This is a genomic window from Pseudoalteromonas sp. 11L1 (assembly GCF_055397545.1).
Genome location: NZ_AP041142.1, coordinates 332,012 through 352,662, shown reverse-complemented (window position 1 = coordinate 352,662; position 20,651 = coordinate 332,012). Strand labels below are relative to the sequence as shown.

Genomic DNA, 20,651 nt, shown 5'->3' with positions numbered 1-20,651 from the left:
ATCCGCAACATACCTCACTATAAATGCTTAGATATTAATCTATATCAATCATTAGTCGTAAAACGTGGCTTTTTATCCCAGCTTAAGTCTTGCCATACCTAACCAGCGTGCTAGCATAGATTTCATTTATTTTTGAAACTTGTAACAATGACATTATCAGAAAAAAACTTTGCCTTTGTAATGCATTGTGGTGAGATGGGCAGCCGCTGGGGATTTAATCGCACCATTGGACAAATGTGTGGTTTATTGATTATTACTAAAGATCCGATGACGGCAAATCAAATCGCTGATGCGCTAAGTATCTCTCGCGGTAACGTGAGTATGGGGATCAAAGAATTACAATCTTGGCAACTGATCAAAGTAATGCATATCCCAGGAGATAGAAAAGAGTACTATGCCCCTGCAGGCGATATTTGGGATATGGCAAATCGCGTATTCGAAGAGCGCAAAAAACGTGAAGTTGAGCCGACACTAAGTTTACTCCGGGATAACTTACTAGACGAAGCAAGTAACGACGATGAAATCTACGCTCAAAAACAAATGGGCGAAATCCATAACTTACTTGAAACAGTAACTAAATGGTCGTCAGAATTACAACGTTTAACTCCTGAGCAGCTTAATAAGCTAATGAAACTAGGTTCAGGGATTGGCAAAGTCATTGACCTAAAAGATAAAATATTTAAAAAAGAAATTTAGTCGATAGGTCACTCACAAAAAAGCCGCAATTTGCGGCTTTTTAGTTATTTGCTTTATTTAAATTTTTGGATAAGCAATTCTATCTGACAAATAGCCCACGCTGGTTGCAAAATAATATGACCGATTCCAGTGCATAAATACCTTGTAGTTGTCGTATGCTAAATACATGCGCCCATTTTCATCATCAGGCATCACTAGTGCAGCATCCACAGCAACATTTGGTAAATCGCTGCCATCAGCACGACGAACCCCTAATGCTTGCCAATCAGCGAGTGAGCGCTCTGAATTGTTCCAATATTCAAGCCATTGCTTACGTGTTTTAGTACCGCGCTTTAAAATATACTGCTGATCAAAATCAGCAGGTAATTGAACTTGGCGACCCCAGGTTAAGTTGTCATTCCAGCCCTCTTGCTTTAAGTAATTAGCAATAGAGGCAAACGCGTCTTCCTTAGTTGTCCAAATATCTTTGCGACCATCATTGTTGTAATCTACAGCATAGGCATTAAATGAGGTTGGCATAAATTGAGTTTGCCCCATTGCACCTGCCCATGAGCCTTTAAATTTATTAAGCGTAATATGACCCGACTTTAATATATCCAGTGCTGCCCATAATTGGCGCTTGTATAATGCTTCACGGCGCCCATCAAAAGCCAGTGTTACCAAAGATGAAATCACGTTGTGGCCACCTTGAATGGCACCAAAATTACTCTCTAAGCCCCAAATAGCTACAATAAAGCGTGCTTGGACGCCAAAGTCTTTTGCGACCTTCTCTAAAACGTCTTGGTTTTCTTTGTACAACTTACGCGCGCGATCAATTTTCCATTGAGGCACTCGTTTTGGTAAATATGTTTCCAGTGTTTCTTTTACTTCAGGCTGATTTTTATCTGCTGAAATCACTTTTTCTTTGTAAGAAGCAGTGGCAAATGCTTGCTCAATTAACTGAGTATCGTAACCTTTCGCTATTGCCTCTTGCTTTAAATTAGTAAGGTATTGTTGAAACTCAGCTTGGGTTTTTGCCATCACCGATGAGCTTAAACAGATACCACACAATACAACTGCTAATTTTTTAATCACTATCTACTCCGTTTTGTTTTCTTAATTCACTCAGCAAGTTTTCTTCTGGTGGCGGAATTTGTAAATAATAGCCTTGGTCGCTGAGCGACTGTTTTAAAGTGTCTAAATCCGCTACGCCTAGTTGAGTTCGCTTAGCTAAGTTAATGATCATCACGTACTGAGGTTGACCAAACATGGCCATTAAAGGTTCCGGAACTTTACTAAAATCGTCTCTTTTTTCAATAAATAAGAAAGTATCTGCTTTTTTCTTACTTTTATATACCGCAGTTAGCATTATGGCCCTATAAAATCTTGCTTAACAGTGCTACACACTATAACATGGCAATAATAATAAGTTATAAAAATTAGAGTGAAAACTACAATAAACGCCTTGTTCAGCCTAGGTTTATATAAAAATTTCACACTAACAAGACAATCCAGTTGAGCATCTATGTCGGACCAAATTTTTGAGCTAAAAGGCAACCTTTTTACGTTATCAGTTTTACATCTTTATAGTACTGATATCCCCCTTTTAGCAGAACAACTGTATATAAAAATAGCCCAAGCCCCAAAATTCTTTAAGGGTGCCCCCATTGTCGTGAATTTAATTGAAGTAAAAAATAATCCTATTGATTTTGTTCACTTAAAATCACTTATTGAACGTATGAGCTTTAATGCGGTGGGTGTATGTAATGGTTCTGATGAGCAGCACAAACAAGCGAAAGCTGCTGGCTTATCTGTTTTAAACTATTCACAAGACGTTAAGAGTGAACCCCCAAGAGTAGAGCCTAATACGTCAGTGGTTGAAAAAACCGTGTATTTACCAGCACAAATTATTAATGGTGCAGTTCGCTCAGGGCAACAGGTTTACGCCAAAGACCGTGACTTAGTGGTATTAGGCGCAGTAAGCCATGGTGCAGAAGTAATTGCAGATGGCAATGTACATATATATGGAACCCTACGCGGCCGTGCAATCGCCGGTGCGAAAGGGCTAGAAAACGCATACATTTTTTGTAATAAATTAGAAGCAGAACTCGTTTCAATCAATGGTAATTACTGGATCAGTGACTCACTGCAAGGTGAACACTGGGGTAACGCAGTTCAAATACAACAAAAAAATGAATCTTTAGAAATTTCAGCTTTGGTTAAAGGATAAATCTCATGGCAAAAATAATTGTCGTTACCTCGGGTAAAGGGGGTGTTGGTAAAACAACATCAAGCGCAGCAATTGGTACAGGCTTGGCATTGAAAGGCTATAAGACTGTTATCATTGATTTTGATATCGGCCTGCGGAATTTAGACCTTATTATGGGTTGTGAACGTCGCGTAGTGTATGACTTTGTCAATGTAATCAATGGTGAAGCCAACCTTAACCAAGCACTTATAAAAGATAAGCGTGTAGAGAAGTTATTCTTACTTCCTGCATCGCAAACACGCGATAAAGATGCACTCACACGTGATGGCGTTGAACGTGTTCTCAATGAGTTAAAAGAAGACTTTGACTACATAGTGTGTGATTCTCCGGCAGGTATAGAAGCCGGTGCTATGATGGCCATGTACTTCGCTGATGAAGCTATTGTAACTACCAACCCAGAAGTTTCGTCAGTAAGAGACTCAGATCGTATACTAGGAATTTTACACAGTAAATCTAAACGTGCTGAAGAAGGTTTAGAAAACATTAAAGAGCATTTGCTAATAACACGCTATAATCCAGATCGTGTATCAAAAGGTGAAATGCTATCTGTTGAAGATATCCAGGACATTCTAGCTATCGACTTACTAGGTGTCATTCCTGAATCTCAAGCAGTACTTAGTGCATCTAACTCAGGACAACCCGTTATTCTTGATGGCGAATCAGACGCAGGTCAAGCCTATGCTGATGCGATCAGTCGTTTATTAGGCGAGACGGTTGAATTTAGATTTTTAGATGTAGAGAAAAAGGGTTTATTCAAACGGATATTTGGAGGTTAATGTGTCTTTACTTGACTACTTCCGCTCAGAAAAGAAAAACAGTGCGTCATTAGCAAAAGAGCGATTGCAGATCATAGTCGCGCACGAACGTTCTCAGCGTGGTACACCTGATTACTTGCCGCAGTTAAAGCAAGATATATTAGATGTCATTCGCAAGTACGTGAATGTAGGCGCCGATGCAGTTCAAGTTCAGTTTGATCAAAATGAAGATGATTTAGCCGTACTCGAACTCAATGTCACACTACCTGACGAAGAAAAGAAATAATGATAAAGGGCGCTAAGCGCCCTTTATCATCTGTTTTTAACTCGTCTTGTAAACTTTATTTAATTATCCCACTCTTTGAGTGCACCTTTAAGATATTCATAGCGCCAAGAATTGAGTAAATCTGGTTTTATCTGCTGTGATTTTTGTTCATCTGTTAGCTTCCAGTTCCAACTTATAAGTTGATTCACTTGCTTTTTAGATGCCATTACATCTTCTGGTATGTTGTGCTCTTTTGCAACCTTACTAATGTTTTGTTTGATCTCTTTCGCTACTTTTTTGTATGTAGGAAAATCAATTAAACGCTTTAGTACTTTTGGGTGCTGTTCAGGTGGGATAGCTTTAGCTTGCTCAATACACTTTAAAATTTCAACCCCTGAACGATTCACTTCAATAGGCTCAACACCCGGAATTTGTCTAAGCGCATTTAAGCTCGATGGGCCTCGCTTAGCGATTTCAGTCATGTTGTGCTCTTTAAGAACAAAATTAAGCGCAAGATTTTTACGAATTGCTTTATTTCTTCTCCACACGGCTAATTCTCTTAGTACCGCTAATTCATGCGGTTTGAGCTGCCATGCATTTTTAATCTCTTTATAAAGCAGTTCATCTGGTGTTTGAAAAGCACGCTTGTTTGCCACCAATTCACTTTCATTAATAACAATATCAAATAAATCGGCCGCTTTAATGCTGTCTATAATTAACTCAAAACAAGGTAGTAAGTGAAACGTATCGGCCGCAGCGTATTCAAGTTGTTTTTGAGTGAGAGGACGTTGTAACCAATTAGTACGCGATTCACTTTTATCAATTTCAATATTCAACAAGGTTTTTACCATTAAGGCAAACCCCATACAGTTACCCTCCCCTAATAGCTGAAGTGCAAACTGAGTATCAAACAATGGATAAGGAACGAAACCTGCGTATTTTTGAAAAACTTCAATATCTTCTGAAGGAGAATGAAGTACTTTTAACACGTTTGGATCTTTAAGTATCTGCCAAAAATCAAACAAGGAAAGCTCTGCAAGCGGGTCGATGAGTGCTAAATGCTCGCCATCATAAACTTGAATTAGTGCAACTTCGGGATACAAAGTACGGCGGCGCATAAACTCGGTATCAATAGCAAGAATGGGTTTGTTTTTTATTTGTTCTACAAACGTATTTAGCTCATTTTGGGTTTGGATCAATTGGTAGTGCACTGAGTCTCCTACAATAAAAAAGCCGACTAATGTCGGCTTTTTTATAGTTGCTAATCTTTTAAGGCTCTTCTGAGAATTTTACCCACGTTAGTTTTGGGTAACTCATCCTTAAACTCAACGAGTTTAGGAACCTTATAATTAGTTAAATTATCACGACAATGTTTTATTATATCTTTTTCAGTTAAAGAAGGGTCTTTTTTCACAACAAAAACTTTAACCTGTTCACCACTAATGTCATGAGGAATACCAATTGCGGCAACTTCTAATACACCTTCGTGCATCGCAACCACTTCTTCAATCTCATTTGGGAATACATTAAAGCCTGACACAATGATCATGTCTTTTTTACGGTCAACAATATAGAAGAAGCCTTCATCATCGTATGTCGCAATATCACCGGTAGCAAACCAGCCATCTTTTAAACATTCAGAGGTTGCGTCAGGACGGTTATAATAACCAAGCATTACTTGTGGGCCTTTAACCCATAACTCGCCCGGTTCACCTTTAGCCGCTTCTTCACCGCTATCAAGCATTAGCTTGATATCGGTACTTGGCGCTGGTAAGCCAATAGAGCCATTATAAGACTCTAAATCATATGGGCTAATTGTAACTAATGGCGAACACTCTGTCAGACCATAGCCTTCCATTAATTTGCTGTTAGTGACCTTCTGCCATTTTTCGGCAACTGGACGTTGAACGGCCATACCGCCACCCAGTGACATTTTAAGGTTACTAAAATCAAGTTCAGAGAAACCTGGAGTATTTAATAAGCCATTAAACAGAGTATTTACACCTGTAATAGCTGTAAATTTATGCTGACTAAGCTCTTTTACAAATCCTGGCATATCACGTGGATTAGTAATTAAAACATTTAAGCCACCGTATTTCATAAATGCTAAACAGTTCGCTGTTAATGCAAATATATGATAAAGCGGAAGCGCAGTAATAACTACTTCACTACCACGGTCAAGCACTTTGTCTAAACAACCAGATACTTGCTCAAGATTACCTACCATATTGCCATGACTTAACATAGCGCCTTTTGATACACCGGTAGTTCCACCGGTGTACTGCAAGAACGCTAAGTCACTAAGGTTTACATCTGGACGTTTGTAACCAGTTGGATCTGCTTTTAACAAATCACAAAAGTTAATCGTGTTAGGTAATGTGTAGCTTGGCACCATTTTTTTGAAATGCTTAACGACAAAATTAACTAAATGCTTTTTAAGACCACCCATCATGTCACCGACTTGGGTAACCACAATATGTTTCACGTCGGTGTTGGGCAGCGCTTTTTCAAGAGTGACAGCAAAGTTAGCAAGTATAAAAATGGCTGATGTTTCAGAATCTTTTAACTGATGCTCTAACTCTCGTACGGTGTAAAGCGGGTTAACATTAACTACAACACATCCTGCACGCAAAATACCTAAAATAGCAATAGGGGTTTGCAACAAGTTAGGCATCATCACAGCGACTTTATCGCCTTTTTTTAATCCTAAATCGTTTTGGATATAGGCGGCAACGCGTTTTGTTGCAGCATCTATTTCGTTGTAAGACAATGTTTTACCCATATTAGTAAATGCAGGTAAATCTTTGTATTCATTGAAACTTTTTTCAAACACTTCGAGTAACGAGTTGTAGTGCTCAGGATCGATTGTTTCAGGCATACCTTCTGGGTAGCGCTTAAGCCAGATTTTTTCCACTCTTAGCCCCTGTTATAATTATATTTTTATTAACCTTAATCTAAGTAAGGCACTTTCACAATTGAGCAAATACTCTAATCTAGAGATAATCCCACATTTATCGGTAATATACAATTAACATGCACTACTTTGCAGCATAAATGCGTGAATGTGTTCAAAACATAGCCCACTACTTTGCATATGGCAATGATGTCCACCAGGCACTTCTAATACTCTCAAGTTATTGTAATAATTACTATACTTATCTAAGTTTTGTTTTACAAATGGATAACCTTGATCACCTAAAATTAATTGACATGGTGCAATTAATTCTTTTATTGCACCAATACATTGCGCTTCATCAAATCGAAAACCTGAGTGATTTTTAAGCTTAGGATCTGTCGTTAACTCAAACCCACTGTGCATTTGTTTTATATTTCTGTCCATCAACAACGCGATTAATTCATCATTTAAATCCGTTGTTTTTGCTCGTACTTGAAAAATCTGCTGCTTTGAAGTGTATACTCGAGATTTTTTAGTGGTTAACCGTGCCCGGTTAAGTATGGCATTTTTTAGCTGCGAAGCGACTTCATTTGCTTGTGTGGTAACGCAGCCTATTCCTTCAATAAAAGAAACAGATTTAACATACTCGTTAAAGCAACTAGCAAATAGCCCTGCAACCATAGCGCCCATTGAATGCCCGACCAAGTGTACCTTTTTTAATTTAAGCGCTGTGATTAAGGCATACACATCATCCACATAATCAATAAAGTAGTAATGTGCCTGAGGGCTTCGCCAAGATGATAGTCCATGCCCTGCAAAATCAATACAATACCATGTTTGATTTGACGGTACGTCAGTTAGCATAGGTGCAAAGCTAGCACTGTTATCTAACCAACCATGAAGTGCAATAACAACCTCTTCACCGTTACCAAATTGAAGGCCATGTATATCTAAGTCGTTAGCTTTTACAGAAAATGGTTGCAATGCAAACCTCTACTTTTTGTTTGGATATGGCAATAACATACAAGAGATAATACACAAATAATAGAACCGAGCTTATAGAACACATACTTAAATTGGAGATTTCATAAACATATTCATTTATTTATCTCGTCATCAGTATACAATAATAGTCGCTATTAAAATAAGTACACTTAAAGGGTACACACAATGAAAAAACAGTTCGGCTTATTAGCGCTTTTATGTACAACAACAGGAGCATTTGCTCAAACAGCGCCTAAAAATGTTATTTATATGATTGGTGATGGCATGGGTCCTGCTTTCACAACCGCTTATCGATACTACAAAGATGACCCAACAACAAAAGAAATAGAAACCACCGTTTTTGATACCATATTAAAAGGCATGGCGCACACGTATCCAGATGACCATACCTATGTTACAGACAGCGCAGCAGGTGCAACTGCACTTAGCAGCGGCCATAAAAGTTATAATGGCGCTATTGCCGTCGATACAGCTAAAAAGCCTGTTAAAACCATGCTAGAAATTGCAAAAGAGCAAGGAATGACAACAGCGTTAGTAGCTACCTCACAAATAAACCATGCAACACCAGCAAGTTTTGCCGCACATAATGAATCAAGAAGAAACTACGATGATATCGCTAATGACTACATTGACAATAAAATTGCAGGTAAATTACCGGTAGATTTAATGTTAGGCGGTGGCACTGAGTACTTTATTCGTGATGACAGAAACTTAGTTGAAGAGTTTAAACAAGCTGGATATCAATACGGCGATGATATTCAAAACCTTGGTCAAATCACTCAAGTGCCTGCTATAGGTTTATATGCACCTAAAGGCTTACCATTTGCTCTTGATGAAAACCCAACAAGATTAAAGCAGTTAACTTCTAAAGCGTTTGATTTGCTTGATGGGCAAAATGATAAAGGCTTTTTTGTGATGATTGAAGGCAGCCAAATTGATTGGTGTGGCCACGCAAATGATATTGCTTGTGCAATGGCTGAAATGGATGATTTTGCTAAATCAATCGAAACGGCTAAAGCCTATGTAGATAAGAACCCAGACACTATTTTGGTGATCACGGCAGACCACTCAACAGGTGGTTTAACTATTGGTGCACATGGCCAATATAAATGGGAAACAGATATCATCAAAGGTGTTAAAGCCACTGCGGGCACATTGACCAAATTACTAATGGAGTCAGATAATCTTAAAAAGGTATGGCAGGAAAATACGAGCATTGAGTTTACAGCTGAAAACGAAATTAAGCTTAAACAAGCCAAAGCTATGGGTGAGAAAACCCTAAACTTAGCCGTTAAAAGCATCATTAATGACTTAAGCTTTACAGGTTGGACAACGGGCGGCCACACTGCGTCTGATGTACAAGTATTTGCTTATGGCAAAAATAGTGATGACTTTGTTGGCTCTCAAAATAATACCGATATAGCTAAAAAATTGATTGGTTACATAAAACAATAATCTCAGTAATGAAATTAAAAAAGCCCGAATGATTCATTCGGGCTTTTTATTTGCTTATTTTCATTTTATACCAATTCTCTTATTTAAGTGATCTATTTTAAGGATTGGTATTAGCTAAGCGTATATATCAACACCAATTAAATTTTGAACTTCAGCTCTTCGCTCTAAATTAGCAAACTCAGTATAAGTCGAAATCGCTTTGCTTACTTGGGCTGTGGGTTGATCGTAAATAGTTTGGCTGTATTGATTGTCTTTGCTGTTCGCTTTTGTAAACTCTTTTGCAAGTTCAAGCCCTTCAGGGCTGCTTTTGACATAATCGGTATTAGTTTTTTGTAGTTTGGCTTGCTCTAGTACTCGTTCAGGCTGCACCGGAACTACCGAAGTAGAACGCACATTACCAGGTATATCACCTGTGAAAAAACCAGAACTTATAGGTAGCGACACAGCGCTTCTCCAACCAACAACATAACTAAATTATGATTTAAAATCGCTTAATTTGCAAACAACCGGGTTTATCTTATTCTCGGCCCGGTAATTTTTTCCATGTTACCGTGTCACGCACATACTTTGGTTGTGCATCACTGGCTTGTACACCCTTACCTGCAAGGTACTGCGCCTCTACTAGTGCCAACATATAGTGTGCATCCGGTAAGCTTATTTCTGACTGTATGGTTACATTATTAAATGCCGTTAATGAATCAGGATAACTTTTAAACCCCGTCCCTACGCCTGCAGCATCAATGTTTATATCTATCAAGGTTGCATCTAACAATTCAGGTTTGAATACTCGCTCTTCGCCTTTAAGTGTCATCAATCCATCTTTTGCTTGGTACTGAGCAAAATATATTTCTCCCATACGCGCATCAATACTAGAATAAACATCGTTAGCACCAAACTGTTCTAATGCCTGCTGTGCCATGACTGCTAAAGTAGATACCCCGACTAATGGTAAATTAGTTGAATACGCAAGACCTTGTGCAATGGCTACGCTTATGCGCACGCCAGTAAAACTACCTGGGCCTTGGCCAAATCCTATTACGTCTAAATCTTTTAGTTTACAACCGGCTTTTCCTAGTAGCTCATCAATAAGTGGCAGAATTTTTTGGCTATGCTGCTGCGGGCACTCTTCAAAATGATGAAACGTTTTACCCTGATAATGCAAAACAATTGATAATGCTTCTGTAGAAGCATCTAGGGCGAGAATATTACTTTTGATCATTTTTGTACTCAATTAATATGTTTTAAAAATGTATTGGCATCTTCTAAGCTTCGTGTACGGCGCATTGGCGGTAAACTCTTTAAAAATACTTGTCCATATTGGCGTGTAACTAAGCGATTATCGCAAATCACTAACACGCCTTTATCTTTGTTGTCTCTTATTAAGCGACCTACCCCCTGCTTTAATGCAATCACCGCTTGGGGTAATTGAATATGTGCAAACGGGTCTTTACCTTGCATTTGGCAATCCTGCATTTTGGCTTGCAGTAAAGGGTCATCAGGGGCAGCAAATGGCAGCTTGTCTATAATAACACAGCTTAAGGTGCTGCCTCGTACATCAACCCCTTCCCAAAATGACGCGGTGCCCAGCAATACTGCATTACCATGGCGAGTAAATTTTTCTAGTATAATTCGTTTAGACATTTGCCCTTGCATATAAACTGGGTAGTCCATTTGCGTCGTTAAACCCTCAGCCACTAAATGCATCATACGATAACTAGTAAATAACACAAAACAACGCCCCTTAGCCGACTTTATGAGCTCTAAAGTCAGTTTTACAATAGCATGAGGCATATTATCTTCATGAGATTGTGGTAAATAACGGGGTAAGCACAGCAACGCCTGATTGGCATAATCAAACGGACTATCCACCATCATACTTTGCTTTGGCTTTAAGCCAAGGCTTGCATTAAAGTGGCTCAGTTCATTGTCGACCGATAACGTGGCGGAGGTAAATACAAACCCCGCACCAGATTCTTTCATCATCAATGCAAATTTTGCCGATACGTTTAATGGCGTTATATTTATTGTTAAATAGCGCCTAGTGGTTTCGTACCAGTAACTAAACCCAGTTTGGGCGGTATCAAATACACGTTCTAACTGGCCTTTAAAAGCCAAAACTCGTTCAAACGGATGTTCTATTTTATCGCTGCGCTCTAAGCATAACTTTAAAACCTGATACACAAATTCTAAATCACTAATTACGCGATGTAATGCCGAGCAAATAAGCTTATTACTGAGCTTTTCGCGCCAATCGCCACGGCTACCATCTACCCCAAACTGCAACCTTAAATCAGCGACACTGGTTTCGAGTTTATTTAAACTTTTACCTAATTGCAGCATATCGGGGATTTCAGCGCGATAAATAGCGCGCAAATCGTTAATTAAATCCACCAGCTTTTTGGTGCTCATTGTTTCGCCAAAATAGTCGCTGGCAATTTCGCTTAATTGGTGAGCTTCATCAAATATGTAGGCATCCGCATTAGGCATAAGCTCTGCAAAACCTGATTCCTTTACCGCCATATCGGCAAAAAACAAATGGTGATTTATTACTACAACATCGGCATCAGCCGCTTTTAAACGCGCTTTGCGAATATAGCATTCTTGAAAGTCAGGGCACTCTTTGCCTAAGCAATTATCAGCGGTTGAGCTTACATAAGGTAGCACTTTGGCGTCTTCTTCAATACCAATGCAATCGGCAAGATCACCGCTGTGGGTCTCACTGGCAAACTTTGCAACCATAGCAAGCTGATGCATAACATCAGGGTCGTCTGTTGGTACGTGTGCCACATGCTGAGTTAGTCGATACGTACACAAATAATTGGCGCGCCCTTTTAACAAGGCCGTTTTCTTAGCAGCACCTAAGGCTTTTACTAATACCGGTAAATCACGATGATAAAGCTGCTCTTGCAGTGCTTTAGAACCCGTTGAGATGATGGTTTTACCTTTAGATTTAAGAGCGGGAGCTAAATAGGCAAAGGTTTTACCTGTGCCAGTGCCTGCCTCAACAACAAGTTGAGATCGGGTTTTTAATGCATCATTAACAGCCACCGCCATATCGATTTGAGGCTGGCGTGGTGTATATCCATCTATTGATAAAGCCAAAGGCCCGGTCGCACTAAACAGCTGTTTGATAATACCAATCACTTTGTAAAAAATAATAGCGGGATTCTACGTAAGCGAAACATCAAGGGCAAGTAATTAAGTTATATAATAAGGGGGGCATTGTCCCCCTATTAATTATTATTGTGCCGTAATAGATAAGGTAACTCCGCTTGCAGAACTATAGCCCTTTAAATCTATAAACCAAGTACCTGCTTGTGGGTTATCAATATTACAAGTTTCTAAATTACCATTTTTAAATGGCCTACATTGATAAACAGATTCTGTAGATGGGCTTGCAAAATTTACATATAAATCAGCATCTCCATTGCCGCCGCTAATGTTAACTATGAATGACGAATAGCCAGCATCAAGATTTTGTGTGTATCGGCTCCAATTGTTTGCTGCTACCGAAATATTATTTTCTACACGATTGATAGGTTCTGCTGTGTTACCTTCGTTATAGCTACCGGTTAAAGAAACATTCGTAATCGCATTCCATGCTTGAACCATGACATAATAAACGCCCGCTTGGGCATTACCTATTTCACAACTCTCATTACTTGAAGAGGTTGTACTTTTACAATCAAAGCTTGTTAAGGTAGGTGCTGAATTAAATTTTACGTATAAATCGGCATCACCAGAACCACCGGATGTAATGAAGTTTAAGTTAGTCGCGTTGTCAGGTACGTTTAATGTGAATACACGTTCCGCTTTTGAACTTTCTGTTATACCGGCAACCGTAACACCGTTTTGTAATTCGTCGCCAATTGGGGGGATCACATCGCCTGCATTTTTTGCCATTTCCGATATGAAACTAACAGCTAATTTTGCAAACTTACTAGCATGATCAGCGTCAAAATTAGTGTCATTAATGGTGTGAATTAATCGATTTATATCAGCCATTTTCGACTCAAATGGCATAGATGCTGTAAACCCTTGTTGATACCAAGATGCGTGATCAGAACATCCATATCCACATTGGTCAAAACCGTAACTAACAGAAGGCAAATAAGTATCGATTAGCTGACCTAGAAACTGGTTTTGAGCATTTGTTGTGTAATCTGTCATCATCACAATATCTTCATTGCTACCGTTATTACCAGTCATATCAAACTGCACCATACCAACAACATTTTTTCCTTGTGATTTGTATGCTGAGGCAATCGCTTTTGACCCCCTCAAGCCAACTTCTTCAGCTGCAAAGCCCATTATTTGAATTGTTCTTTGCGGCTTGTAGTCATTATCAACAATTGCTCTTAGTACTTCTGATAATACAGCGATACCTGATGCATTATCATCGGCACCAGGAGAACGTCCATTTGTAGGGTTTGATTGGTTAATTGAATCTAAATGTCCACCTATGATAACAATTTCATCAGCTTTTTCTTCCCCAGGTATTGTGACTATAATCGACGACTGCGCCCAACTATGAGTAAAATATTCAACGCTGATATCGCTACGACTTGCCGCTAACTGTTGCCAATAATCTTTTAACCATTGAGATGCATCTATCCCAGTTTGAGTTGTATAGTAGCGATTGTAAAAGCTACTCATTGAATTAACAGTATTTGTTAAATTATTAGGGCTAATACGATTAATTAGTTGCTGTGTTGTTTGCGCATTATCAATATTATAATCAAAAGCTAAGGTGTTTTGGTTTTGCACAGCTGCCAACTGTTCAGTATATTGTTTTGCTTCATCTAGTGATTCATGCGCTACAAAACCACCACACCGATGGTAATTATCATGCATAAACTCACTCAGCTGTGCTACATCCGAGGTCTTAACCTTTAAAAAATTAACGGTATCTAGCTCAGTTGCATGAATAGTTAATGATTGATGTGATTTACTTACTGTTTTTTTAGTCTGCTGATAATGCTTTGCTGCAATAGGATCTATTGTCACCCATATATTTTCGTTGTCTTGTGCATACAGTGGTTGAACAATTAAGGCGCTAGCGCTAACTAACGCAATATTTAATAAACGTTTCATAAATTGATTCCTTTTAAATCAAGCTATATTCATAGAAAGTGATATGACTAAGATAAAAAAGGGAGCGGACGCTCCCCTAGGAATTGATTTAGTTAGCTTGAATAGTAAGCGTTACACCACTTGCATTGCGGTATCCTTGTAAATCAATGTGCCAAGTCCCTGCTTGTGGATTATCGATAGTACAACTTTCGTTATTGCCATTTTTATATGGGCGACAAACATAAGTATTTGTATCTGATGCTGCTCCAAAGTTTACATATAAATCCGCATCGCCACTGCCACCCGCAATTGAAACATTAAGTGAGCTATAACCTGAACCTAAACTTTGCGTAAATCGAGTCCAGCCTCCAGAGCTTACAGCTACATTTTCTTCAGTTCGATTTATAGGCGTTGTACCCCCAGTATCGCCATCATAACTGCCAAGTAATGTGACTCCTGAGATTTGATTCCATGCCTCAACCATTACATAATAAGTACCGGTTTGAACATTACCGATAGCGCAACTTTCATTACTTGTTGACGTTGTGCTATTACAGTCAAAGCTATTTAGCGTTGGCTTAGAACCAAATTTTACATACAAATCAGCATCGCCTGTTCCACCTGATGTGGTAAATGATAAGTTACCTGCATCTTGTGGCACATCAAGCGTAAAGAATATTTGTTGTTTGGCTGCACCGCTGATCCCCGTACGTGGGATGTCATTTGAAAGCGCTTCTATTTCGGAACCTGAATCACACGAACTACCAGCACTCAAACTAGAGTTTACACCAACAGCACTTAACGCCGCTTTTACGTCCTGTGTGTCGTAGTTTAGATCACAGGCTGCGTCCATGACACCATTACCGGCTATATCCCAGTTAGTACTGGCAGTCCAATACAGTTGATTAGCACGCGCCATCACTTCAAATGCTTTTTTTGTATTCCATCCAGCAGTCGTGGCTAGGTTATAAAACGCTTTGTTGTAAACACCTGAACTGTAATGTACATCCATACCACTAGTATAATCGCTTTGTTTATCAATCGAGCGCCCATCTTGTGTTGGATTATTCATGTATCGCAAAGCACCATTACCTTTGAATATGTCTTGACCTACAAGCCAATCATTACTTCCTTTCATGTAATACTCTGCAGCCTCACCTGCCATATCAGAAAAAGCTTCATTCAGCCCGCCTGATTTGCTGTTATAGATCAGACCTGAATTTTGCTCGGTAAACCCATGGCTTACTTCATGGGCTGATACATCTAAGCTTACAAGTGGATAAAATGTATTTTGACCATCTCCAAAAGTCATTGCACTGCCATCCCAAAATGCATTTTCATAATTGTTGCTATAATGCACTCTCATTTTTAATTGAAAAGATAATGGTGGCGTACCAATCCAATCGTTATACATGTTATAAATTACGTTGCCGAAATAATGTGCATCATTTAAAGGTGAGTAAGCACCATTAATTTCTTTAAAGGTATTCTCAGGACAGGTAAATGAATAAGCACTTGTTCCGCTCGTCCCACCATTTAAATTAATAGTTCTAACGTTACTATTTTCCATCACGCAATTACTGCCCGATTGAGTTACATTCAAACTATCAAAATCAGTGCCATAAACATATTTGCCCGTCTTCAAGTTTCCACCTGGACCAGTCGCATCAGCATGTTGGAGGTTATCGATGCTAAATAGAATATCTCCATTGTTTGCATCAATAATTTGATAAGGTCTCGCAGGGTTTCGACCATAAGTTACATAAGACACCTCATAAACTAAATGAGCAGTACCTTGTTCGTCTAGCCAAATTGCTAGTTGAGATTTTTCATTATACTTTTTCAAATCAGCGGTTTTTATTGCTATATCTGATTGTTGCAACCCTTTTGTAATTGCTTTATTTTTACTTAACTTAGGAGTAACGCTATTAATATCTGTAGCAAGCTCATAAACAGCAGCGCCGTGAGAGTGTTTTAGCTGGCCATTTTTGAATGTTAAGCTAACGGTATCTCCTATAACGGGTAAATCGTTAAAGAACTGTTGATATCGTTTGGTTATATCTCCGTTTTTACTTTTAATTTCTTTTACTACGACTAATTTATTCCCTGACTCCAAGCCAATTTTTGCAGCTAGGTTAGTATCATTAAGTGATACAACACTACTTTGCGCTTTATTGATGTTATTTGACTGCTCACTAAGGTATTTTTTATTCGCAGCTACCGCTGCTGGTGCTTGTACTAGTGTAAAAGCTGCAAGGGTTGCTATTGTGATTTTTGATAAATTCACGGTTACGCTCCATTTTGTTTTGTTAATAGTATATTTATACTAACCGGCACTACCTGTTCCCGATTCAGGATCAGCGTAGGTCACAAAACAACCAAATGGAAATTAAACAAAAAATTTACAATTAAAGTATGAGCCAACAAAAATAAAGTATTAAAAATCAATGCAGAATGATTTTTAATTTCGTTTTAATGAATTTTAAATATTCAATTTGTAAATTTAAGGTTACAAAATCGAGATTGTAATTTGTAAAAAGAAAGGCATGTAATAAGAATTACGAAAAAGTGGAGGGCATATTCAATTGTTATGCCCATGTATCGAGGTGTTTATCGTTACCATCTGTATTTTTATTATGTTCATCAGCATTTGTTGTCGATATTTTTTTTTGCTTTTCTATCTCTTTCTTTTTACGCTCTTCAAGTTCAACTTGTTTTGCTCTAGCGCTTTGTTGCACCCCTGCAATATGAAAAGCACCTTTAGATTCAAGCGCTAAACGGGTAATTTGCCCTAAATAGGGGATCATTATATCCATGTGTACCTCCAGCAGGTTAGGCGTAATTTTATAAATATAAAACTGTTGATAAATAACGCAATACTGTTAATGTTATCGGCAGCTGTAAAATATTCATTAAATTTTCTTGCTGTCATATCAATTAATACATTATTCAATATTGCTAAAATTAAGCTTTAAATGCGGGTAATAAAGCTCACAATTTTGATTAATAAATGCTGTTGGCATTACAGCATATTGACCGTGATCTTTTAAATATTCCATGTGCTTTTTACCATCTGTAGTAAATTGATGAAATAAAGAATGATTAACCCCATCAAAATCTAGCGGTTTTATTTTAACTAAGTCGCATAGTTCCTTATTAAAAGCAGGGGTCGATTTAACCCATTCACCTTCAATAAACTGCTCCACGTAAGCATGCATTGTAAACACTTCATTCTTTAGTAACTCATCTAATTTAGGAGTGCTCAAATGGTTACGAACATCAGCTAAACCTAACCGTGCAGGAATATCACAAGCTCGGCTTAATGCTATTTGTAATGATGCCTTTGGAATACAATATGCTGCTTTATTATTTAAGCAATAATCACTACTTAGTGACTTTGCCCCATCTAAAAGTGTAAAAGGATCATATTTAATTCCGTCTCTTACAAGGTAATATATTGAAACGGCCTTAGTGCGTTCGTCATTACCTTTTACCTTTTTTAGCCAGCTATTAATTTCATTATGCTTGTGATTGAAAAAAGCATCATTTTGTAAGTACTGCTTCAAACCTGTCCCCTTAATGAATGTATTTATTGTAATTACAGATAGTTTAACTATGTTTTTTAATAGTAAAAAAGCATTTTAAAACAATAACTTTAAAACTATATAAGTCTTTAAAGTATCTTTTAATGTTACTTATACAAAAATTAAAATACTATGTCTGCACAGGCATTTTAAATAGTCCGATTGGGCCATAAGAATTATGAAAAATATAGCAATTATTGCCTATGAGGGCTGCTGGGCTGTTAGCGTATTTTTAGCTAAAGACTTTTTTACCATTGTTTCTTTACTCGACACACATTACTCATTACCTCAAAGTTATAACGTAGAAATAATAACGACCGACGGTGCACCTATAACAAGCTCGAGTAATTCACTGGTTATTGCCGATAAGTCACTTACTGATAAGCAGTATGACTTAGTTATTATACCGCCGATAGAAGGTTCTAAATTAAAAAATATGCCACGGGGCACTGAGTTAATTATTGAATGGTTAAAACCTAAAATAAGTAGTAATACGTCTATTCTTTGTTTAAGTAATGGCTCTTATTTTTTAGCGGCAACAGGTAAATTAAATAAAACGGTGATTGCTACACATTGGAGCTTAGTCAAGCCGCTAAGTGGATTATTTCCTGATTGCCAATTTATTAGTCATAAATCGTATTTAAGAAAGGAGAATATATATACAACGGGCTCTTTTGAAGCGGGTATTAGCGTACTTTTAAGCCTTGTTGCTCGAGACAAAGGCGATCGTTTTTCTCAGCAGTGCGCTACTCATTTACTTATTTCTGACTCTGGTAAGTTAAACCTTATTTTGCCTCAATTTAATAATCACAGAGACGAAAAAATTAACGAAGTACAAGATTGGATTCATAATTACTCAAGCGGTGTAGTCACTATCAATAAATTAGCAAAACAATTTAACTTTAGTGAGCGCAATTTAAAAAGGCGATTCTCACAAGCAACAGGTATATCAATCAACAAGTATGTACAAGAAGTGCGCATAGATAGAGCCAAAAAACAGTTATTAGCAACAGATAAAACCGTGAACGAAATATCAATAGACGTAGGATATGAAAACAGTAGCTTTTTTTCTCGTTTATTTAAAAAAAGCACAGGGTTAACACCTGCAAAGTGGCGTAAAAATGATTAATCAACTTTGTTTAAATAATGATTTAAGCCCAAGAGTTCAATTCCATCATCATTTTAATTACCGTTTTTTGTGATTTAGTTTGCTCTTTATAAAGCACTTCGTTTTTTCTTTTTTGTAATTCAAGTTGTAATTTTTGGTAGCTGCACCGTTTTACACATCTGCGATATAAGACATACCTTTAACTCATACTACAAACCGATTACTTTATCCAAATAAGTGGGCATCATAGCTATGCGTACACCCTTCAAAAACTCAGTCCATTGATGAGTGAAAATCAAACAATTCATGTAACACTAATTTAAATGGGTTATATCCTTAGTACCGGCAGTTATAAGATATTCTTTAATTAAAGAAAATTTTCCTTGCCATGATGTTAGTGAATATGTTTTTATAAATGCGAAATTTATTAAACAAACAGCAGCTAAGCGTTAACATAGTAACGAATAGCTAAACAGGATATAAAAATGCTTAATTCACTGACAGTTGTACATCACCACCATCATTCATCGGAATAACCTGTCAGGTCTTTCGCTGAGAGGTTGTTCCTAAAAGGAAACCTCTGGCGAATCAACATACCAAGATTCATTTTCGCCCTGAGGTTTCCCTCGGGGTTTTTAGTTTTTAAATTAAAGGAAAATGAGTAATGAATAATAGTAATCGTCTTCGTATCGCCATCCAAAAAGGTGGCCGCCTATCTAAAGATTGTCAAGATCTGCTTAAACAACTGGGTGTAAAACTCAATCTTCGTGAGCAGCGCCTAATAGCACACTCAACCAACATGCCTATCGACGTTTTGCGTGTGCGCGATGACGATATTCCAGGCTTAGTTATGGATGGTGTATGTGATTTAGGTATTGTTGGCGAAAACGTATTAGTTGAAGTGCAAGCAGAAAGAGAACGCCAAGGTGTACCGAGTGAAGTAACAAAGCTTGCTAAACTTGACTTTGGATACTGTCGTTTAGCACTTGCATGGCCACAAGAACTTGGTAAACAAGACAAAAGCTGGTTTGAAGGCAAACGCATAGCAACCACTTACCCAGAAATTTTAAGTCAATACCTAAAACGCGAAGGCATCAACGCCAGTACAGTAATGTTAACAGGTTCAGTGGAAGTAGCGCCACGAGCAGGACTTGCCGATGCGATTTGTGATTTAGTCTCTACTGGCGCAACACTTGAAGCAAATGGCTTAATGCAGGGTGATACCATTTTAGAGTCAAATGCTTGTTTAATCCAAAACACTCAACTACAAGATCCTGAAAAATTAGCGCTCATCAATAAACTAATGCCGCGTTTACGTGGTGTAAAGCAAGCTAAAGAAAGCAAATACATTATGTTACACGCACCAAAATACAAGCTTGATGAAATTTGTGAGATTTTACCTGGCGCTGGCCAACCTACATTACTGGCTCTTGCGGGGAATGATGAATATGTTGCCCTACACATGGTGAGCAGTGAAACCCTATTTTGGGAAACCATGGAACAACTTAAGGCCCTTGGTGCCAATTCTATTTTAGTTATGCCAATTGAAAAAATGATGGAGTAACA

General features: G+C 38.0%; 19 protein-coding genes. 7 read left to right on the top strand and 12 right to left on the bottom strand.

Going from position 1 to position 20,651, the window contains the following annotated elements; all coding sequences use genetic code 11:
* Positions 1-147: 147 nt before the first annotated feature.
* On the top strand, positions 148-696 hold the full coding sequence (locus tag ACZ5WS_RS17340; RefSeq protein ID WP_010388849.1) for a GbsR/MarR family transcriptional regulator: 549 nt from the start codon (positions 148-150) through the stop codon (positions 694-696).
* Positions 697-753: 57 nt separating this feature from the next.
* Here the strand turns inward: ACZ5WS_RS17340 and ACZ5WS_RS17335 are convergent, their stop codons facing one another.
* Together ACZ5WS_RS17335 and ACZ5WS_RS17330 are read right to left on the bottom strand one after the other, a co-directional pair.
* Complete coding sequence (locus tag ACZ5WS_RS17335) at positions 754-1,770, bottom strand: lytic murein transglycosylase (protein WP_198522595.1); 1,017 nt, start codon at positions 1,768-1,770, stop codon at positions 754-756.
* Positions 1,763-2,044, bottom strand: coding sequence for a YcgL domain-containing protein (locus ACZ5WS_RS17330; protein ID WP_178957120.1), 282 nt, complete (start codon positions 2,042-2,044; stop codon positions 1,763-1,765). Before ACZ5WS_RS17330 ends, ACZ5WS_RS17335 begins: the two co-directional genes overlap by 8 nt.
* Before the next feature lie 156 nt (positions 2,045-2,200).
* Between ACZ5WS_RS17330 and minC the strand changes: the two genes are divergently transcribed.
* From minC to minE, 3 genes are read left to right on the top strand one after another with little or no spacing between them, the layout of a single operon-like run.
* Positions 2,201-2,905 (top strand): septum site-determining protein MinC, encoded by a 705-nt coding sequence (gene minC / locus ACZ5WS_RS17325; protein ID WP_464712108.1) that lies wholly within the window; start codon positions 2,201-2,203, stop codon positions 2,903-2,905.
* Positions 2,906-2,910: 5 nt separating this feature from the next.
* Positions 2,911-3,720 (top strand): septum site-determining protein MinD, encoded by an 810-nt coding sequence (minD, locus tag ACZ5WS_RS17320; protein WP_138606508.1) that lies wholly within the window; start codon positions 2,911-2,913, stop codon positions 3,718-3,720.
* A 1-nt stretch (position 3,721) separates the two neighbouring features.
* Entirely contained in the window at positions 3,722-3,985 is a 264-nt protein-coding gene (minE, locus tag ACZ5WS_RS17315) for a cell division topological specificity factor MinE (protein ID WP_008111532.1), read from the top strand.
* Positions 3,986-4,044: 59 nt separating this feature from the next.
* On the opposite strand, the gene rnd is transcribed toward minE, so the two are convergent.
* The 3 genes from rnd to ACZ5WS_RS17300 all read right to left on the bottom strand — a co-directional run bounded on the left by rnd (position 4,045) and on the right by ACZ5WS_RS17300 (position 7,844).
* Positions 4,045-5,175 (bottom strand): ribonuclease D, encoded by a 1,131-nt coding sequence (rnd, locus tag ACZ5WS_RS17310; protein ID WP_198522598.1) that lies wholly within the window; start codon positions 5,173-5,175, stop codon positions 4,045-4,047.
* A gap of 50 nt (positions 5,176-5,225) precedes the next feature.
* The gene (gene fadD / locus ACZ5WS_RS17305) at positions 5,226-6,878 is read right to left on the bottom strand and encodes a long-chain-fatty-acid--CoA ligase FadD (RefSeq protein WP_138606512.1); all 1,653 of its coding nucleotides are present in this window, start codon (positions 6,876-6,878) and stop codon (positions 5,226-5,228) included.
* A 114-nt stretch (positions 6,879-6,992) separates the two neighbouring features.
* Positions 6,993-7,844, bottom strand: a complete 852-nt coding sequence (locus ACZ5WS_RS17300) for an alpha/beta fold hydrolase (RefSeq protein WP_464712107.1) — start codon at positions 7,842-7,844, stop codon at positions 6,993-6,995.
* Positions 7,845-8,030: 186 nt separating this feature from the next.
* On the opposite strand from ACZ5WS_RS17300, the gene ACZ5WS_RS17295 reads away from it, so the two are divergent.
* A complete protein-coding gene (locus ACZ5WS_RS17295) occupies positions 8,031-9,320 on the top strand; it encodes an alkaline phosphatase (protein ID WP_464712106.1) in 1,290 nt (429 codons plus the stop codon).
* 114 nt (positions 9,321-9,434) lie between these two features.
* On the opposite strand, the gene ACZ5WS_RS17290 is transcribed toward ACZ5WS_RS17295, so the two are convergent.
* The 7 genes from ACZ5WS_RS17290 to ACZ5WS_RS17260 form a co-directional block, all read right to left on the bottom strand.
* Complete coding sequence (locus ACZ5WS_RS17290; protein ID WP_198522602.1) at positions 9,435-9,764, bottom strand: hypothetical protein; 330 nt, start codon at positions 9,762-9,764, stop codon at positions 9,435-9,437.
* Positions 9,765-9,837: 73 nt separating this feature from the next.
* Positions 9,838-10,539, bottom strand: coding sequence for a tRNA (adenosine(37)-N6)-threonylcarbamoyltransferase complex dimerization subunit type 1 TsaB (gene tsaB, locus ACZ5WS_RS17285; RefSeq protein ID WP_138606520.1), 702 nt, complete (start codon positions 10,537-10,539; stop codon positions 9,838-9,840).
* Positions 10,540-10,547: 8 nt separating this feature from the next.
* Positions 10,548-12,464 carry an ATP-dependent DNA helicase gene (locus tag ACZ5WS_RS17280; RefSeq protein WP_464712105.1) on the bottom strand — a complete coding sequence of 639 codons (1,917 nt, stop codon included), beginning with the start codon at positions 12,462-12,464 and terminating at the stop codon, positions 10,548-10,550.
* Between the two features lie 96 nt (positions 12,465-12,560).
* On the bottom strand, positions 12,561-14,414 hold the full coding sequence (locus tag ACZ5WS_RS17275) for a M28 family metallopeptidase (RefSeq protein ID WP_464712104.1): 1,854 nt from the start codon (positions 14,412-14,414) through the stop codon (positions 12,561-12,563).
* 88 nt (positions 14,415-14,502) lie between these two features.
* On the bottom strand, positions 14,503-16,680 hold the full coding sequence (locus ACZ5WS_RS17270; RefSeq protein ID WP_464712103.1) for a M4 family metallopeptidase: 2,178 nt from the start codon (positions 16,678-16,680) through the stop codon (positions 14,503-14,505).
* Positions 16,681-16,981: 301 nt separating this feature from the next.
* On the bottom strand, positions 16,982-17,209 hold the full coding sequence (locus ACZ5WS_RS17265) for a hypothetical protein (protein WP_178957126.1): 228 nt from the start codon (positions 17,207-17,209) through the stop codon (positions 16,982-16,984).
* A gap of 129 nt (positions 17,210-17,338) precedes the next feature.
* Positions 17,339-17,959, bottom strand: a complete 621-nt coding sequence (locus tag ACZ5WS_RS17260) for a transglutaminase-like domain-containing protein (RefSeq protein ID WP_178957127.1) — start codon at positions 17,957-17,959, stop codon at positions 17,339-17,341.
* A 196-nt stretch (positions 17,960-18,155) separates the two neighbouring features.
* On the opposite strand from ACZ5WS_RS17260, the gene ACZ5WS_RS17255 reads away from it, so the two are divergent.
* On the top strand, positions 18,156-19,106 hold the full coding sequence (locus ACZ5WS_RS17255) for a GlxA family transcriptional regulator (protein ID WP_464712102.1): 951 nt from the start codon (positions 18,156-18,158) through the stop codon (positions 19,104-19,106).
* 643 nt (positions 19,107-19,749) lie between these two features.
* Positions 19,750-20,649: an ATP phosphoribosyltransferase gene (gene hisG, locus ACZ5WS_RS17250; protein WP_464712101.1), complete on the top strand. Its 900-nt coding sequence runs from the start codon at positions 19,750-19,752 to the stop codon at positions 20,647-20,649.
* Positions 20,650-20,651 lie beyond the last annotated feature (2 nt).

Coding starts and splice junctions, on each gene's coding strand:
- ACZ5WS_RS17265 (WP_178957126.1), bottom strand. CDS start 17,209: ATGGATATAATGATCCCCTATTTAGGGCAAATTACCCGTTTAGCGCTT.
- tsaB (WP_138606520.1), bottom strand. CDS start 10,539: ATGATCAAAAGTAATATTCTCGCCCTAGATGCTTCTACAGAAGCATTA.
- minC (WP_464712108.1), top strand. CDS start 2,201: ATGTCGGACCAAATTTTTGAGCTAAAAGGCAACCTTTTTACGTTATCA.
- hisG (WP_464712101.1), top strand. CDS start 19,750: ATGAATAATAGTAATCGTCTTCGTATCGCCATCCAAAAAGGTGGCCGC.
- minD (WP_138606508.1), top strand. CDS start 2,911: ATGGCAAAAATAATTGTCGTTACCTCGGGTAAAGGGGGTGTTGGTAAA.
- ACZ5WS_RS17275 (WP_464712104.1), bottom strand. CDS start 14,414: ATGAAACGTTTATTAAATATTGCGTTAGTTAGCGCTAGCGCCTTAATT.
- ACZ5WS_RS17255 (WP_464712102.1), top strand. CDS start 18,156: ATGAAAAATATAGCAATTATTGCCTATGAGGGCTGCTGGGCTGTTAGC.
- ACZ5WS_RS17330 (WP_178957120.1), bottom strand. CDS start 2,044: ATGCTAACTGCGGTATATAAAAGTAAGAAAAAAGCAGATACTTTCTTA.
- ACZ5WS_RS17295 (WP_464712106.1), top strand. CDS start 8,031: ATGAAAAAACAGTTCGGCTTATTAGCGCTTTTATGTACAACAACAGGA.
- ACZ5WS_RS17340 (WP_010388849.1), top strand. CDS start 148: ATGACATTATCAGAAAAAAACTTTGCCTTTGTAATGCATTGTGGTGAG.